Source organism: Burkholderia sp. Bp9140 (assembly GCF_003853425.1).
GTDB lineage: Bacteria > Pseudomonadota > Gammaproteobacteria > Burkholderiales > Burkholderiaceae > Burkholderia.
Genome location: NZ_QTPQ01000021.1, coordinates 102,354 through 118,481 on the forward strand (window position 1 = coordinate 102,354; position 16,128 = coordinate 118,481).

The window sequence follows — 16,128 nt, forward strand, 5'->3', positions numbered from 1 at the left end:
GTCAGGCAAGCCTTCTCTGTTTCAGCCATTTCGGCATCAGTACCTCGTCGACGGTTTTCGTCACCTGCGGCGCGTCGTGCAGGAGCGCCTCCGCCATTTCCCGGCTGCAGTTGATGGCGCCATAGCTGCCGTCGAAGATGATGGCCTTCCGGGTGCCGGTGAGGTCATGGGCCTGTTCCATCGCCTGCTCCAGCGAATCGGCGGAATGCACCTCGTAGTGCAGGCCCTGTTTCCGAAGCGAATTCGCGATCCTCGGATCGGCCGCGATAAACGGCGTGTTCTTCAGCGTGAATGCACTCTTCCATGCGTAGTTGAGAACCACGGCCTTGACCGCCGGATTTCCGGGCGACTTCGTATCGATCTCGAGATCCAGATGATCGTCGGGACCGAAAAAAAGGTTGCAGGACGTCAGCCCTCCCGCATGCTGGTAATGGAGCCAACGGTGTCCGTCCATCACCGCGATACAGGAGTCGATCGACTCGAACAGGTGGATCATCTTGCCGAAGTCGCGCAGCAGCTCCCTGGTCATCCGCTTGTCGAGCGCGATGAGATCCCGGTCTGCGTCGACGCCCATGATTCCGGAAGGCGAACTGCGCAGCATGACGGCACAGACGAACTTCTCCTGGATGAACGGCGATTCGTAGAGCGCACGAGGCACGATGTTCGCGCTGCTGGTCGGGAAGTTGTTGTGGAAGATCCCTCGCGTCTCGATGCGGGCGTAACTCATGGTGAACGCTTTCAACGCGCGACCATTCAACCGATGAAAATGCGTTTCGCGGGGATCATCGTAATGGACATAAATGATGTGCTGCGCCTTGTACGCGAGCCCGATACCGTAGAGCATGCCGATCTCGGTCTCGATCTCCACGCCCTTCTCATAAGGGCCGAACTGGACAACACGGCCTTCGAAGTATTCATCGAGCTTGTAGTGCTCGATGATTTCCTTGCCTTCGAACTTGCTGGTCGCCGAACTGAATGCGAGCCTCAGTTTCCGGTTCCCGGTGCGCCTTTCGACCTCGTCCTTCACCGCGCATACCGTCGCGACATAGGCGTCTCCACCCATCATGGCAAAGCCATGTTCCGAGCAGAGAATGTTGACCGAATCGTTGGCACCGATCCGGGAGAGATCGACGCTTTCGAGCGCGCTCACCGTGGCCTCCCGAACCTTTTCGGCGCTGTCGCCCAGCACCATCAGCGGCACGGGGAGATCGGGAAACAGATCCCGAACCGCAACGGAAACCATCCCGGGCAATTGGGCAGCGCGCATCGACGGATAGCGGTAGCCCATCACCGAGCGCGGAATGGGCGGCGGAACCACCGGTGGCATGAGGTTCATTTCGAGACGGTTCTTTCAATGTTGGCAAACATGGGCACTTCAATGCGTGCGTGCTTCAGACGCTCCTGGTTTTCCCGAATCCGATACTCCGGATACTTGTCGGCCACCTCCGCCGACACGCTCCAGATTCCGATAGCCATGCCGGCATGCTCGGGATAGACGCGCCAGTCACGTGGACTTCGCGCTACTTTCACTTCCGCGGCCTCGAGCAAGCGCATCACGGGACCCGTGCACCAGATCGCGCACACGCCCCTGACGCCGGTCATCGTCGAGACCGCCTCGGGTGTCGTCCCGCCTTTCAGGATCGCGGCCGCGACCTCGCCGGCCGTCGTCGCGGTACACAGGCAGATCGACTCCTGCGGATCAAGCCGCGCAGCGGCACAGATGCGCTCCATCGCGGCGCGATCGACAGTCCGACAGTCTGTCGACACATGTCGCGGCGCATCCAGAAACTCGCGTTTTATCGCGCGATGATCCATACAGGCTTCGATGCACTTGTTACAGCCCGTGCAGCGCTCGGTATCCACCCGTGCGAGCCGGTCGACCGTTTTGATGGCCTCGGTCGGACAAACCTGATCGCACTGCTTGCAGCCGATGCAATTTGCATCGACAACGCTGACAACCTGAATGATGTTGATCATTTCGTGCTCGATTCATATGCGTGTCTGGCGATTCGTCCTCTCCATGCCGGCGCCATTCCGTGGAAATGGATGCCATAACGGCAAAACTGCATTTGCAAGCGCATGGAAAGTGTTATCGAGTCTACGGCGCTGCCCGGAGGCGTCTCTTGTGCCAACGTGCTGACTGTCGGAGGGGCCCTGGTTGCAGCTCCGCTGCCCCGTTGAGCATCGGGATAACGAGCGCCGCTCGAACATCAGAAATTTCTTACGGCAGCACGAGAATTTTCCTATCGCCGCAACCACTCGCCTCGCCGTATCGTGACTACCTTCGTCCCGGTAGTCGCACACCCTCGAGCGTGATGCGGGACTATCGGCACGGACGCCGCCATTGCGAGCAAGCGAAAACTTTCCATCCGGCGGCATTCATCTTCCTGCGGACAGGAAAGGAGTCGGCAAATGCGTTCAAACGACCACGACAAGCATCAGAGCTGGGCGGAATTGGGCGAGCGGTTCATGCTCCTGACGCGTGGCCGCATGGCGTATCTCGGCTTCCTCGGTCATCCGGAAGCCCGCAGATTCGGCGCGCTCACGGTGTACGTGTCGATCGACAATCCGTTTCGCATCCGGATCGGGCACGGCAGCTGGCAGACCGCGCACATGATTGTGGTCGCCCCCGAGACGCGGCACGAGATCGTTTCAGGCGATCGCCTGATCGCCGCCCTGCTGATCGAGGCCGAAACGGTCGCATTCGAGGATCTTCCTGCCTGGCTGCGCCCGTGCTCGGATACCCGGGAATTCGACGCCCAGATCAGGCGGTTGCGCGACGCATTCATGTCCCTGCGCGGCAAAGGAAACGACGTCGCCGGCATGAAGGACGACTTCGATCGGCACTTCTTCGGCCACCCGCTGCAACCGCGAAAGCTCGATCAGCGGATCATGAGCGTGGCGGCGCTGATCGGCGCCGATCCCGGTACGTTGTCCAGCGCCGACGATTGTGCCCGGCGCGCGTGCTTGTCGGTCTCCCGCTTCCTCCACTTGTTCAAGGAAAACATGGGAACGACGCTTCGCCGCTATCGCGCGTGGAAGCGAGCGCGAAATTTCCTTGCGCATTTGAATGCTTCGTCGAATCTCACGGACATTGCTTTCGATATCGGATATCCGGATTCGTCTCATTTCAGCCATACCGTGCGCTGGTATTGGGGCCTCACGCCACAGAACATGGTGGCAGGATCGCGAGGTCTCGCTGTCTCCGACCACCGCGCCGATTGACGACGCACGCGGAAAAGCTCCACATCGGGATCGAGCGATCGGATAAGGACACAATGAACAACGTTATCGATGCACTGTCCCTCAGTTTTCAAGGGCCGCTGAGACCGAAGATTTTCCGGCTCTACGTTCTGCTCATCGCTTTCAACGCCGTGACATGGATCTGGGCGCTCATCGTCTTCAGGACACACCCGCTGTTGATGGGCAGCTGTTTGCTGGCATGGTCGCTCGGGCTGCGTCACGCGGTGGACGCCGACCATATTGCCGCGATCGACAACGTTACGCGCAAGCTCATGCAGACCGGCCAGCGTCCGATCACGATCGGCCTGATGTTCTCGCTCGGTCACTCGACGGTCGTCGTAATCGCGTCGGTCGCCATAGCCGTGACAGCGCTGGCGATGAAAGGCCATATGGACGCGATCAGGGCAGTCGGCGGACTGATCGGCACACTGGTGTCGACGCTCTTCCTGTTTGCGATCGCAGTGATCAATCTGTTCGCGCTGAAAGCGATCGTCGCCGCGTTCCGGCGCATGCGACACGGCGAGCCGTACATCGAAGCGGAAGTCGATCGGCTGCTCGCCGGCCGGGGATTCCTTTCTCGAATATTTCAACCGCTGTTCCGGATCGTCACGCGCAGCCGACACATGTATCTGCTGGGCTTTCTGTTCGGTCTCGGCTTCGATACCGCGACAGAAGTCGGACTGCTCGGCATCTCTGCCGCCGGCGCAATCCAGGGCATGTCGATCTGGTCGATTCTCGTTTTTCCCGCGCTTTTCACGGCTGGCATGACGCTGGTCGACACAACGGACAACATCCTGATGGTGGGCGCGTACGGCTGGGCGTTCGTCAAACCCGTTCGCAAGCTCTACTACAACATCACGATTACGGCGATATCGGTGATGGTGGCGCTCTTCGTTGGCGGCGTGGAAGGACTTGGATTGCTCGCCGATCGACTGCAGCTTTCAGGGCCGTTCTGGCAGGCCGTAGGCAGTCTCAACGATAACTTCGGTCTGGTCGGTTATAGCATCGTTGGCCTGTTTTCCGCGAGCTGGCTATGCTCGTTTGCAGTCTATCGCTGGAAGCGCTTCGACGAACTGGAGGTTTGATCAGGTCCCCGGGATCGGCCCGGTTTCCCCTCGCCCCTCCACGGACGGATTCGGCGATGGAGAGGCGGGGCGTCCGCATGACCGGACGACGGCGACGATCGAGAGCCGGCGGCCACACGCTCGAGCACCGCCGGTAATGGCACGGATCGCACTCGGGCGGACGCAACACGGCTCGCCGCGGCACCGCCGCCCAGCCGCCACGTCAGGCCCGTGCTCCGACTTCCGCTTCCTCGGCCGTCCAGCCCGCGACACGCTCGCTGAGCGTCAGCCCCAGCCCCGGACGCGTCGGCACGATCATCCTGCCGTCGCGCGTCTCGAGCCGTTCATTGAACAGCGGTTCGAGCCATTCGAAATGCTCGACCCACGGCTCGCGCGCATAGCACGCAGCGAGATGCACATGCAGTTCCATCGCGAAGTGCGGGGCCAGCATCAATCCCGCATGATCGGCGAGCGCCGCCACCTTGAGGAACGGCGTGATGCCGCCCACGCGCGGCGCATCCGGCATCAGGTAGTCGGCCGCCCGCAAGCGAATGAATTCCCAATGCTCGGACACGCTGGTCAGCATCTCGCCGGTCGCGATCGGCGTGTCGAACTGCGCGGCGAGCGCCGCATGACCTTCGGCGTCGTAGCAGTCGAGCGGCTCCTCGATCCAGACCAGGTTGAACGGCTCGAACGTGCGGCACATGCGCTGCGCGGTGGGCCGGTCCCACTGCTGGTTCGCATCGACCATCAACGGGAACGCGTCGCCCAGATGCTTGCGCACGGTCTGCACGCGATGGATATCCAGCGCGCAATCCGGCTGGCCGACCTTCAGCTTGATGCCGCCGATGCCCTTCTCGCGCGACGCGTCCGTATTGGTCAGCAACTGATCGAGCGGCGTATGCAGGAAACCGCCCGACGTGTTGTAGCAGCGCACCGAATTGCGATGCGCGCCGAGCAACTTGGCCAGCGACAGGTTCGCGCGCTTCGCCTTCAGGTCCCACAGCGCGACGTCGAATGCACCGATCGCCTGCGCCGCCATGCCGCTGCGCCCGACCGACGCGCCGGCCCATGCGAGCTTGTCCCACAGGCGTGCGATGTCGCTCGGATCCTCGCCGATCAGCGTCGGCGCGATCTCCTTCGCATGGGCAAACTGGCCGGGGCCGCCCGCGCGCTTCGAGTAGCTGAAGCCGAGGCCGCGGTGCCCGTCGGCCGTTTCGATCTCGACGAACAGGATCGCGATTTCCGTCATCGGCTTCTGGCGTCCGGTCAGGACTTTTGCATCGCTGATCGGGTTGGCCAGCGGCAGGAACGTCGACGCGACGCGAACCCACTTGATCCGGTCGTTCGACGCGGTGCTGACGAGGGAAGACGAGGTATTCATGAGGATGCCCTTTGGCGAGAGAAATTCGATACGTGAAGTCGTTCAGCTGCCGCGCGTCGCCTTCAGCGACACCGGTGTGGCACCGCCTTCAGTGGCCACCTCGGACCCGGACGCAGGACTCTCGATCCGCTCGAGCCTGCCGACGATGAAGAGATACGAGAACGCGCCCAGCAGCGAGAGCGCCCCGACATACGTGAGCGCGACTTCGAACGTGCCGGTGCGCTTGATCATCCAGCCGATCGCAAGCGGCGTGACGATGCTCGCGAGGTTGCCGCACAAATTGAAGATGCCGCCGCTGATCCCCATCGCGTGCTTCGGCGACACATCGCCGACGATGCACCACCCGAGGTTGCCGACGCCTTTCGCGAAGAACGCGACGGACATCACCAGGATGACGATCGTGGTCGAGTGCACGTAGTTCGCGGCGACGATCGTGCTGGACAGCACGAGACCGCTGATGATCGGCGTCTTGCGCGCGGCGGTGAGGCTGAAGCCGCGCTTGAGCATCCAGTCGGACCACAGCCCGCCGATCAGGCCGCCGACGCACCCGGCGATCGCGGGCACCGATGCGACGAGCCCGACCTTGAGGATCGACATGCCCTTCGCTTCGATCAGGTAGGTCGGAAACCAGGTGAGGAAGAACCACGTGATCGACGTGAGGCAGAACTGGCCGATATAGACGCCGATCATCATCCGGTTGGCCGCGATCGCGCCGGCCTCGCGCCATTTGAACGGCCGCGGGCTGTCGCCCATCGTCGGCAGTCCGCCGCCGGACGCGATGTAGTCGAGCTCCGCCGCATTCACGCGGTGGTCGCGCTGCGGCTCCCGTACCGACTTCAGCCACCAGAGCCCGATCAGCACCCCGAGCGCCCCCGTCGTGAAGAACACGTAGTGCCAGCCCCAGCGGCTGACGGTATAGGTCATCACCGGCGTGAACACGGCCAGCGCGAAATACTGCGCGAGCTGGAAGATCGACGTGGCGAGCCCGCGCTCCGCGTTCGGAAACCACATCACCGTGAGTCGGCTGTTGCACGGGAACGCCGGCGACTCGGCCACCCCCATCAGGAATCGCAGCGCGAACAACGCGGCGAATGCGGACGCGAACAGGTGAACGTAGCCCTGCAGGAACGTGAGCGCCGACCACGCGATCAGGCTCGCGCCGAGCACGAGCCGTGCGCCGAAACGATCGAGGATCAGCCCGCCCGGAATCTGCAGCGCGGTGTAGGCCCAGCCGAACGCCGAGAATGCGATCCCCATCGTCAGCGCGTCGAAGCCCAGTTCGTGACGCATCCTGGGCGCCGCAATGGACAACGTCGCACGGTCGACGTAGTTGAATACCGTGACGATGAAGATCATCGCGAGGATGAACCATCGGACGTTGGTTCGCCTGCCGGCGCGCGGGTCGGTTGCCACTGTCGTCTCCTTGATGTGCGATGCATCCCGTGTCGGTGAACAGGATCATACAATGATTGCGCAATCATTCAAGGGCATGATGATTGCGCAATCATCATCGTTTACACCGACGTCGGGACCCGCGAGTTCCGGCCCCATTCCCGGCGACGACCGGCTTCATGCTCTAATGCCGATCTGGTGCCGGGCCCCGCCCGCCGTACCGGACGACATGGAAACCGCCCAACGCAGGACGCATGGAGATGGCAAGAAAGAACGAAAGCCGGTCGGCCGCCGCCGCAGCAACAAGTGGAAGCGTGACGCTGATCGACGTGGCGCGGGTCGCGGGCGTCGCGCCGATGACCGTGTCGCGTGCGCTCAATCGTCCGGAGCTGGTTCGCAGCGACACGCAGAAGAAGGTGCTCGATGCCGTTCGCGCGACCGGCTACGTGCCGAACCTGCTCGCCGGCGGCCTCGCGAGCAATCGAAGCCGGCTCGTGGCGATCCTGCTGCCGACGATCGCGAACTCGATCTTCGCCGACACGGTGCAGGCCATCATGGACGGCCTCTCGACGTCGGGGTACCAGACGCTGCTCGGCCTGACCGCCTATTCGAAGGCGCGCGAAGAGGCGCTGGTCGAAGCGCTTCTCGGGCGAAGGCCCGACGGCATCGTGCTGGCGGGCACAAGCCATACGAGGGCGACGATCAAGCGGCTGTCGAAAGCGAACATTCCCGTCGTCGAAATCTGGGACCTGACCGATAAACCGATCGACATGATGATCGGGTTCTCGCACGAACAGGTCGGCACCGAAGTGGCGCGCCATCTGGTCGGCAAGGGATACAAGCGCTTCGGCATCGTCTCGGTCGACGATCCACGCGGCTTGCGCCGGTGCGAAAGCCTGAAGCGCGAGCTGGCGCGGCAAGGCATCGCGCCGCCCGCCTTCGAAATCCTGCCGGCGCCCGCGACCTTGCAGGCGGGCCGCGAGGGTCTCGGCCGGATGCTGGCCGCGGCATCGCCGGACGTGGTCGTCTGCAGCTCGGACACGCTCGCGCAAGGCGTGCTGGCGGAAGCCGCCAGTCGACGGCTCGACGTACCGCGCGACCTTGCGGTGATGGGTTTCGGCGATCTGTCGACCGCCGCGCACGTCTACCCGTCGTTGTCGACGGTGCGCGTCGACGGCAGGACGATCGGCATGAAGACGGCCGAGGCCCTGCTCGCGCGCTTCGCGGCGGATTCAAGGCCCGATGCGCCGAAGAGCAAGGTACGCATCGATACGGGTTTCACGATCATCGATCGGGACAGCGCGTGACATGCGTGGACGGCCGACGAGAAACGCTTCGCGTCGGCGCGGCGCACATTCGGTCACCCCATTTGAAGAACGCAATGGCAACCGCAGCTGGCACGTCGATCGCCTGCCCGGTGTCGGACACCCTGCCCGTGACGGTGTCCACTTCGAACACACTGACCGTGCCGGCTACACGCTCGACGGGACGGAATACTCGGGTATTGCGGTGACGCCTGGCGCGACCGTCCGGCATCATCGTCGGGCTCACGCACACGTTCTGAGCAGGTGGTGTCCCGGGTGACGAGGTGGTGTGTGGGCAGTGGAGACCTGAACACCCCGCGATCACGATATCGACTCTTCAAGCCGCCAGCCCCGCCGACGAAGCCCCCTGCTCATCCGGATTGAACCGTGTCAGGCAGTTCAGATCGAGCGCGCGAATCTGCTCGGTCATGAAGTCGACGAAGATGCGAATCCGCGTCGGAAGATGTTGCCGGCTCAGATAGCAGATGTAGTGACCGCGATCCTCCGGCACATGCTTCGCCAGCGCGACGACGAGTTCATTCGACGCGAGATGGTCGCGGATCTGGTAGCCGGCCATCTGCGCGATGCCCGATCCGTTCAGCACCGCTTGCAACACCAGGTCCGCGTCGTTGAACGTGAGGCGGGACGTCGGCAGGTATTTTTGCACCTGGCCATCGACATTGAATTCCCATTCGAACACGCGGCCGCTCGCAAAACGGAAATTGATGCACTCGTGCCGGTCCAGATCCTCGAGGCTTTGCGGGAGCCCGTGCCTCGCCACGTACGACGGTGCCGCGCAAAGCGCCATCTGCATCGGAATCAGTTGCCGCGCAATGATGCTGGAGTCCTCGATGCGACCATTGCGGAACGATACGTCGATCCGTTCCGACACCAGGTCGATCGGCCGGTCGTCGAGCAGCAGATCGAAGACGATCTCGGGGTAAGCCTGCGCAAACGTTTCCAGCAGCGGCGCGACGATTTTCCTGCCGAACCCCACTGCCGAGCTGATGCGGATCAGGCCGCGCGGCGGCCCCTGCCGCAGTTCCAGCATGTCGTTCATGGCCTCCACGATCTGCGCGACGCCCTGGTGGCAGTTCTCGAAGAATTGCTGGCCTTCGCACGTCAGTTCGGTCATGCGCGTGGTCCGCTGGAACAGCCGCGTACTCAACTGCGCCTCGAGCTTCTGGACGCTCCGGCTCACGGCCGGCCGGCCGACGCCGAGAAGCTCGGCGGCTTTGGTGAAGCTGCCCTCGCTCGCCACCGCGACGAACGCAAGGATGCCCGCGTAGCTCGCACCGAAGCTCGCCGAGAGTGCATCGGCACGACCGGCCAGGTCGCGACGAACACCGTGCGCCGCTGTATCCGATTGATTCATTTCCGCTTCCCCAGACATGCCGCTCATTCCGATTGCCCGTCGCCGGCCTGCGCCGGCGAACCGCCACACGTGTGAACGCCAATCAGCTTCTTGCGAGCCACTGGTCGAGACCGATGCGGCCAAGCCGCGCAGGACCGAGCGGCACCAGCGATTTCTCCTCGACGAGGCCGCCGTAGTAGCGGGCGTCACGATCGGTCGCGACCGCGCGCGTGTCGCCGACCGACTTCAGATAGCGCGCGACGATCTCCGCGAACGGTGCGCGATCCGGGCCCGCGATCTCGATCGTGCCGTTCTGCGGCCCGGCGAGCGCGATCTGCGCGACGAGCGCCGACACGTCTTCGGCGGCGATCGGCTGAAACAGTCCGTCGCCAATGCGAACCGTGCCGCCCTCCGTGCCGAAATCCGCGATGCCGCCGATGAACTCCATGAATTGCGTCGCGCGCACGATCGTGTACGGCACGCCCGCCGCCTCGATCGCCTGTTCCTGCGCGACCTTGGCCGCGAAATAGCCGTTCTCCGGCATGCGGTCGCAGCCGACGATCGACAGCGCGACGTGATGGCGCACGCCCGCGGCGACTTCGGCCTTGCCGAGGTTGCGTGCCGACGTGCGGAAGAAGTCCAGCACCGCCTGCGGTTCCCATGACGGCGCATTCGCCACGTCCACGACGACGTCCGCGTCCGTCAATGCATGGGTCAGGCCTTCGCCAGTGATGGTATTGACGCCGGTGCGCGGCGACGCGGCAAGCGCCTGATGACCCGCTTCGCCGAGCAGCGTGACGACACGCGAGCCGATCAGGCCCGAACCGCCGATGACAACGATCTTCATCACAATCTCCTGACGAATGGATTGCATTTGAATGCGGGGGTACGCGACGGGTGCCGCATCCGGTGAAGCCGGTCATGACCGTCACATCGCGTGGCGCAATTGTGGAAGAATCATGTCCTATCCAGAAGTGCCAAGAATCGTCGATCGGACTGGTCCATACCATGTCCCCGCCCCATTTCCCACGAGACCGTGATGCCCGAGCAAACGCACACGCTGACCATCGAGATCGACCGGCAGCAGCAGTTGCCGATCTATCTGCAGATTTGCGAGCGGTTCAGAACCGCGATCGCCGCGGGTCATCTGCGTCCCGGAGACCGCGTGCCCGCGTTGCGCGGTCTCGCGACGCAACTGAACACGGCGCGCGGCACCGTCGAACAGGCGTACACGATCCTGGTCGACGAGGGATATCTGCAAATGCGCGGCGCGGCAGGCACCTTCGTATCGCCCTCCCTGCCGAAATCGGTGACACGGCCGCCGCCCGAGCGCGCCGACGACGCCGGCATGTTCCAGACGTCGGGCATGCCGCACGACAGTCAGCCTCCGCGGCGACCGCAGCCGATCGCCGTCGCGATGAGCGGCGAGCCGCGCCCGTTGCAGCCCGGGCTTCCCGCATTCGACGCATTTCCGCGCAAGGTATGGCACCGGCTCGTTTCGCAGCGCGCGAGCAGTGGCGACCGCGCACTGCTGGGTTATCCGAATCCGGCCGGTTACCGGCCGCTGCGCGAACACATCGCAACCTACCTGGCGCTGTCGCGCGGCGTTACCTGCATGCCGGAACAGGTGTTCATCACAAGTGGCTACCGCGCAACGCTGGAACTCGTGCTGCGCAGCCTCGCGCGTCCGAACGACCGCGTGTGGTTCGAGGATCCCGGCTATCTGCTCGCACGCAGTTTCCTGTCCGAGACTGGCGTGCAACTCGTACCGGTGCCGGTGGACACCGAAGGGATCGACGTCGAGCGCGGCATGCAACTGGATTCGCAGGCACGCTTCGCGCTGGTGACGCCATCGCATCAGAGCCCGCTCGGGCACACGCTGTCGCTTGCCCGACGCATCGCACTGCTGGATTGGGCCGAAAAAACGTCGGGCTGGATCGTCGAGGACGACTACGACAGCGAGTTTCGCTATGTCGGCCGCCCGCTGCAGGCGCTGAAGAATCTCGACCGGCGGGATCGCGTCATCTATTGCAGTACCTTCAGCAAGGCGATGTACCCCGGCTTGCGGCTCGCGTACACGGTCGTGCCGGAGCGCGCGGTGGAGCGCGTCGAACGCGTGGCATGCAGCATGAATGCCGGCTCGCCGACCCTGTTGCAGGCGGCCCTGGCGGACTTCATCGAGCAGGGGCACTTTGCCCGGCATCTGAAGCGGATGCGTACGCTGTACGGCGAACGACGCATGCTGATCGTGCACGCATTGCGGCAGGCGTTCGGCGCGCGGCTGATCGTCGAATTGCCGCCTGGCGGCATCCAGTTCGCCGTGAGGTTTGCTGACGGGCCCGGAGGGCCGGTCGACGACGTCGCCGTCGCGGCGCGCGCCCGCGACGCGGGACTCGCGGTCCTGCCGCTTTCGATCTGGTATACGAACAACCTCACACCGCAAACGCCGCGCGGCCTCATCATCGGGTTCGCGAACATCGCCGATGCCGACGAAGCGCACCGTCTCGCGCAAACGCTGCGGGCCTGCCTGGACCGCTGACGCGCGGCACGCCGCAACTGCGTGCGCCAGTGCGCACCGCCAACCAGCGCCGCCGGGCGACGCGCGGGAATGCGTCGCGGCGGCCATCGTGCCTGAGTCCGGATTGGTGTCCAACGGGAAACATACAATCGCCCTGGACGACCATACCGGCGCCATTTGTGCTCCTCTAGCATGGAGGCGTCTTTCTCCCGTAGACGAACCAGCATCGGGCCGCACCGGAAGATCGTCGCATTCTTCACACGATCGTTCGTTTCCCCCTCATTGCTTGAAGACGCCCTCTGCCCGGGCTGTGCAGCCCCCCGTCGCAAGACGCTTCGACGAATGAATGGCCGAGGGTCGGAGCGCATCGTAGAACTCGAGCGTGCATCATGGATGACAAGAAGCTTCAGGCCCCTTCGCTCTCCCTCCTCGACAGGTATCGTGGCCGGGATTTTCAGCCTCTTTATACAACGAGCGTCACCGTGACCGGTGGCGAGACAGGACACGGCCGCGCATCCGGCGTGGTCCGCTCGGACGATGGAAATCTCGCCGTCGATCTGCGCCTGCCCACCGAGTTCGGCGGGCCCGGCAACGGAACCAATCCTGAGCAGTTGTTCGCGGCGGGCTTCGCCGCGTGCTTCCACGGTGCGCTGAACCTGCTCGAGAAACGCGCCGAAATGGAGATCAACGATACGGTCGTGGAGGTGCAGGTTTCGTTCGGTCGCGATCCCATGGACGGAGGCTATGCATTGCTTGTCGATGTCCGGGTCCGGATGCCCGGTATCGATCGCAACATCGCGGAAGAGATGGTTCGAACCGCGGAGCGCTTGTGTCCGTATGCAAAGATGGCCAGACAAGGCACCGTCAATATCGTGACCGTCGTTGACTGACTCACCGCCTGTCGCGCGGCAGCGACGTCGTACCCGTCGATAGGGTTCGGTGCCGCCGCCGCGTGCGCGACTGCCCCCGTCGCGCATCGCGCGACACCTGCAGGGGCGCCGACAGGTCAGTCGAAGGAGGCCTGCGGATTGCCTGCTGCCAGCGCCTCGGCGCGATTCGGCGCCGGCGGATAGATCCACTGCGTGTTGATCATTTGCTTGCGCGCCTTTCCTTCCGCATGCGTCAGCTTGATCTCACGGTCCCAGCCTTCCGAGTAGACAGCGCCCCATTCGCCGAGGTCGACGCATGTCGCATAGAACGGCTGCGTGTACGTCAGCGTCGGCACGCCGATCAGATCCGCGGCGACGTTGTGCCCGCCGAATTGCCCCATCACGATAGCGTGCTGGCACGACATCAATGCATGGTGCCCTTCGTCATCGCTCCGCGCTCGTGCCACATCGCCCGCCACGAACACGTGCGGCGCTTCGGCAACACGCAGGTCAGGCGTGACCTCGACACGTCCGAGCGGGTCGAGATGCGAGGAGACTTGCGCCGTCAGCGGGCTGGCATGCATGCCGCCTGCCCAGATCACGGTCATGGCTTCGATATGCGTGCCCGACGCGGTGCGAACGCCGTCCGCCCCTACCGACACGACGCGAGATCCGAGTACGGTCTCGATGCCCTGCGAGTCGAAGGCTTCAGCGACGTAAGGCCGAGGATTGGGGCCGAGATCGGGGCCGATGTCGGCCTGCGCGCCGATCACGACAACGCGAATTGCCGCGTCCGGACCGAACCGCTCGCGCAATCGCTTGGGCAACTCGGTGGCGACCTCGATACCCGTAAAGCCGCAGCCAACCACTGCGACGGTATTGCGTGCCGGCGAATCCGGCAGTTTCGCCAGCGCCGCGAAGTGCTCATCGAGCACGACCGCATCCTCGATACGATCGACCGAGAATGCGTGCTCCGCCAGCCCCGGCAACGGCGGCCTGCTCAACTTGCTGCCGCTGGTCAACAACAGCCTGTCATACGCGAGCAAACGCTTTTGGCCGCTGGCGCAAGTCACACTCACCGTCTTCTCCTGAACCGCAATCTTGTCGACACTACCCTCGAGAAATTTCACGCCGACGGCGTCGAGCAGCGGCAGCAGCGGCGCGGCCATTCGCTGCGGTTCGCTTTCGTACAACCGCGGCCGGATCTGCAATTCCGGTTTCGGTGAGATCAGCGTGATTTCAACGTCGCTGCTCGTCACACCGGCGCCATCCAGCACGCGAGCTGCGCCCAGTGCGCCCCACACGCCGGCGAAACCGGCACCCACTATCAGTATCTTCTGCGACATGATGATTGCCCTCGGTTGGAAAATTGCGATGTCGACGGATGCCAGCTACAAGCCAGACAGGCAAAACGAAAACGTCGTCGCGCGAAGTCATCGTAGGTTGACGCAGCATTGCGCAGTAGATCCGCACGTGTGCTCACGATGTTGCCTCTTCGACACCAATCGATCACGTCCCGGCCGATTCGATCGCAGGCATGATGCGTGACGCAAGATCGCGCGTGACCCAAGCGCCCTGTTCGTCACCCACCTGAGTTATCGACGAGGCAAATAAAATGCATCTCGGGAAATCCTACAAACTATCGGAATTTCTGATCTGGACTCGCTGGAAAATTTACGAGCTGCTCGTTTTCGGTTCCGTTCCGGTTGTGCTGTATAAGTTCTTTTCCGTCACATGGCTGTCGATCCCCCTGACGATCGTCGCGCTCCTCGGAACCGCGACGTCGTTCATCGTCGGCTTCAAGAATGTCCAGACGTACAACCGGGCAATGGACGCGCTGGAAATCTGGACCGATATCCTGAGCAAAAGCCGCCGCTGGGGGCAAATCGCGCGCGACTTCGTGACGGACGAAGAGATTGCCCGAAAGCTGGTCTATCGACACCTCGCCTGGTTGACCGCGCTGAGATACGAGCTGCGCCGCCCTCGCATCTGGGAAAGCACGAACAAGCGCTACAACGCGGAGTATCGTCGCTTCTATCGCGTGCCGGAATGGGAAAAAGACATCAAGGAATTATTGCCAAAATACTTGTCCCCCTCTGAAGCGGAACAGGCGCTCTCCTCCGCTTCCATCACGACATTCGTGCTGGGCCTGCAAGGCACTTCGCTCAAGATGCTTCACGTGGCCGGCCATCTGAATTCGAATTTCTACATGGAACTTCATAAAACCATTGGCGACTTCATCGATCTCCAGTCGCGATCCGAACGGTTCAAGAATTTCCCCTATCCGCGTCAGTACGCGACTGTCAGTTCCCTGTTCGTCCGATTTTTCTGCCTGTCCCTTCCGTTCGGTCTTCTGAACGAATTCGACCGGCTGAACGATAGCGTGAGCGGCTTCATGCACGGCAACATGGTCTGGCTGGTGGTGCCATGCAGTGTCGCGGTGTCGTGGATGTATACGTCGCTCGACCAGGTCGGCGAAAGCACGGAGAATCCGTTCGAAGGCGGCGCGAACGACGTTCCGATTTCGACGCTGTGCGGCACGATCGAGCGAGATCTGAAAGCGATGCTCGGAGAGCATGCCGTCGGGTCGTCGAGCCACACCGTCATTGCGCTATAGCGAATCCTGAGTCTTCCTGGCCGGTATCGGCCCGCCGCGGCTTCGTGGCATCTGGCGGGCAGGTGCATTGCAGACGCGGCCGGCGGCGGTGGAGAGGCATGCGCCCCCCTTGGCGTCGACGTCGCCCTCGGCGACGGCCGGTCCATTGCCGGCCCGCAGGGACGACGTACCGTACCGCCGACTACCGATGTTGTCGTTCGAGCGGCACCGGATTGCCGAACCCCGATCATTGCTGCCCCCCTCCTGTCGTCGATTGTTGTCGCCAAGACAACATGATGAGGTCCATTGCGACGCTACTGCCTCACGGCCACATCGCCTACGCTTGGCGATGTCGGTGGCAGTCCACGCTGCCGGATGCATCCGGAAACAACACGACACCGCAA

General features: G+C 63.2%; 13 protein-coding genes. 6 read left to right on the forward strand and 7 right to left on the reverse strand.

From position 1 onward, the window contains the following. Position 1: 1 nt before the first annotated feature. Together DIE21_RS18830 and DIE21_RS18835 are read right to left on the reverse strand one after the other, a co-directional pair. Positions 2-1,336 (reverse strand): hypothetical protein, encoded by a 1,335-nt coding sequence (locus DIE21_RS18830; protein ID WP_124499126.1) that lies wholly within the window; start codon positions 1,334-1,336, stop codon positions 2-4. After that, positions 1,333-1,977 (reverse strand): (2Fe-2S)-binding protein, encoded by a 645-nt coding sequence (locus DIE21_RS18835; RefSeq protein WP_124499127.1) that lies wholly within the window; start codon positions 1,975-1,977, stop codon positions 1,333-1,335. The genes DIE21_RS18830 and DIE21_RS18835 overlap by 4 nt, the downstream gene beginning before the upstream one ends. A 435-nt stretch (positions 1,978-2,412) precedes the next feature. Here DIE21_RS18835 and DIE21_RS18840 point away from each other — a divergent pair, with 435 nt between their 5' ends. Both DIE21_RS18840 and DIE21_RS18845 read left to right on the forward strand, forming a co-directional pair. Continuing rightward, on the forward strand, positions 2,413-3,225 hold the full coding sequence (locus DIE21_RS18840; protein WP_124499128.1) for a helix-turn-helix domain-containing protein: 813 nt from the start codon (positions 2,413-2,415) through the stop codon (positions 3,223-3,225). Between the two features lie 53 nt (positions 3,226-3,278). Further along, positions 3,279-4,328 carry a HoxN/HupN/NixA family nickel/cobalt transporter gene (locus tag DIE21_RS18845; protein ID WP_124499129.1) on the forward strand — a complete coding sequence of 350 codons (1,050 nt, stop codon included), beginning with the start codon at positions 3,279-3,281 and terminating at the stop codon, positions 4,326-4,328. A gap of 202 nt (positions 4,329-4,530) precedes the next feature. On the opposite strand, the gene DIE21_RS18850 is transcribed toward DIE21_RS18845, so the two are convergent. Both DIE21_RS18850 and DIE21_RS18855 read right to left on the reverse strand, forming a co-directional pair. Next, positions 4,531-5,691, reverse strand: coding sequence for an L-talarate/galactarate dehydratase (locus DIE21_RS18850; RefSeq protein ID WP_124499130.1), 1,161 nt, complete (start codon positions 5,689-5,691; stop codon positions 4,531-4,533). Between the two features lie 42 nt (positions 5,692-5,733). Next, positions 5,734-7,104 (reverse strand): MFS transporter, encoded by a 1,371-nt coding sequence (locus DIE21_RS18855; protein WP_185642801.1) that lies wholly within the window; start codon positions 7,102-7,104, stop codon positions 5,734-5,736. A gap of 239 nt (positions 7,105-7,343) precedes the next feature. Between DIE21_RS18855 and DIE21_RS18860 the strand changes: the two genes are divergently transcribed. Next, positions 7,344-8,390, forward strand: a complete 1,047-nt coding sequence (locus DIE21_RS18860) for a LacI family DNA-binding transcriptional regulator (protein ID WP_124499131.1) — start codon at positions 7,344-7,346, stop codon at positions 8,388-8,390. A 334-nt stretch (positions 8,391-8,724) separates the two neighbouring features. Here DIE21_RS18860 and DIE21_RS18865 read toward each other — a convergent pair whose 3' ends face one another. Continuing rightward, positions 8,725-9,762 carry a LysR family transcriptional regulator gene (locus DIE21_RS18865; protein WP_124499158.1) on the reverse strand — a complete coding sequence of 346 codons (1,038 nt, stop codon included), beginning with the start codon at positions 9,760-9,762 and terminating at the stop codon, positions 8,725-8,727. A gap of 82 nt (positions 9,763-9,844) precedes the next feature. Then, positions 9,845-10,588: an SDR family oxidoreductase gene (locus DIE21_RS18870; protein WP_124499132.1), complete on the reverse strand. Its 744-nt coding sequence runs from the start codon at positions 10,586-10,588 to the stop codon at positions 9,845-9,847. Between the two features lie 192 nt (positions 10,589-10,780). Here DIE21_RS18870 and DIE21_RS18875 point away from each other — a divergent pair, with 192 nt between their 5' ends. Together DIE21_RS18875 and DIE21_RS18880 are read left to right on the forward strand one after the other, a co-directional pair. Beyond that, positions 10,781-12,280, forward strand: a complete 1,500-nt coding sequence (locus tag DIE21_RS18875; RefSeq protein WP_124499133.1) for a PLP-dependent aminotransferase family protein — start codon at positions 10,781-10,783, stop codon at positions 12,278-12,280. A gap of 368 nt (positions 12,281-12,648) precedes the next feature. Continuing rightward, positions 12,649-13,149 (forward strand): Ohr family peroxiredoxin, encoded by a 501-nt coding sequence (locus DIE21_RS18880; protein ID WP_124499134.1) that lies wholly within the window; start codon positions 12,649-12,651, stop codon positions 13,147-13,149. A 116-nt stretch (positions 13,150-13,265) separates the two neighbouring features. Here the strand turns inward: DIE21_RS18880 and DIE21_RS18885 are convergent, their stop codons facing one another. Next, complete coding sequence (locus DIE21_RS18885; protein ID WP_124499135.1) at positions 13,266-14,474, reverse strand: NAD(P)/FAD-dependent oxidoreductase; 1,209 nt, start codon at positions 14,472-14,474, stop codon at positions 13,266-13,268. Positions 14,475-14,743: 269 nt separating this feature from the next. Here DIE21_RS18885 and DIE21_RS18890 point away from each other — a divergent pair, with 269 nt between their 5' ends. Beyond that, a complete protein-coding gene (locus tag DIE21_RS18890; protein ID WP_124499136.1) occupies positions 14,744-15,745 on the forward strand; it encodes a bestrophin family protein in 1,002 nt (333 codons plus the stop codon). Positions 15,746-16,128 lie beyond the last annotated feature (383 nt).

Coding starts and splice junctions, on each gene's coding strand:
- DIE21_RS18885 (WP_124499135.1), bottom strand. CDS start 14,474: ATGTCGCAGAAGATACTGATAGTGGGTGCCGGTTTCGCCGGCGTGTGG.
- DIE21_RS18865 (WP_124499158.1), bottom strand. CDS start 9,762: ATGAATCAATCGGATACAGCGGCGCACGGTGTTCGTCGCGACCTGGCC.
- DIE21_RS18850 (WP_124499130.1), bottom strand. CDS start 5,691: ATGAATACCTCGTCTTCCCTCGTCAGCACCGCGTCGAACGACCGGATC.
- DIE21_RS18840 (WP_124499128.1), top strand. CDS start 2,413: ATGCGTTCAAACGACCACGACAAGCATCAGAGCTGGGCGGAATTGGGC.
- DIE21_RS18835 (WP_124499127.1), bottom strand. CDS start 1,977: ATGATCAACATCATTCAGGTTGTCAGCGTTGTCGATGCAAATTGCATC.
- DIE21_RS18870 (WP_124499132.1), bottom strand. CDS start 10,588: ATGAAGATCGTTGTCATCGGCGGTTCGGGCCTGATCGGCTCGCGTGTC.
- DIE21_RS18845 (WP_124499129.1), top strand. CDS start 3,279: ATGAACAACGTTATCGATGCACTGTCCCTCAGTTTTCAAGGGCCGCTG.
- DIE21_RS18890 (WP_124499136.1), top strand. CDS start 14,744: ATGCATCTCGGGAAATCCTACAAACTATCGGAATTTCTGATCTGGACT.
- DIE21_RS18860 (WP_124499131.1), top strand. CDS start 7,344: ATGGCAAGAAAGAACGAAAGCCGGTCGGCCGCCGCCGCAGCAACAAGT.
- DIE21_RS18875 (WP_124499133.1), top strand. CDS start 10,781: ATGCCCGAGCAAACGCACACGCTGACCATCGAGATCGACCGGCAGCAG.
- DIE21_RS18830 (WP_124499126.1), bottom strand. CDS start 1,336: ATGAACCTCATGCCACCGGTGGTTCCGCCGCCCATTCCGCGCTCGGTG.
- DIE21_RS18880 (WP_124499134.1), top strand. CDS start 12,649: ATGGATGACAAGAAGCTTCAGGCCCCTTCGCTCTCCCTCCTCGACAGG.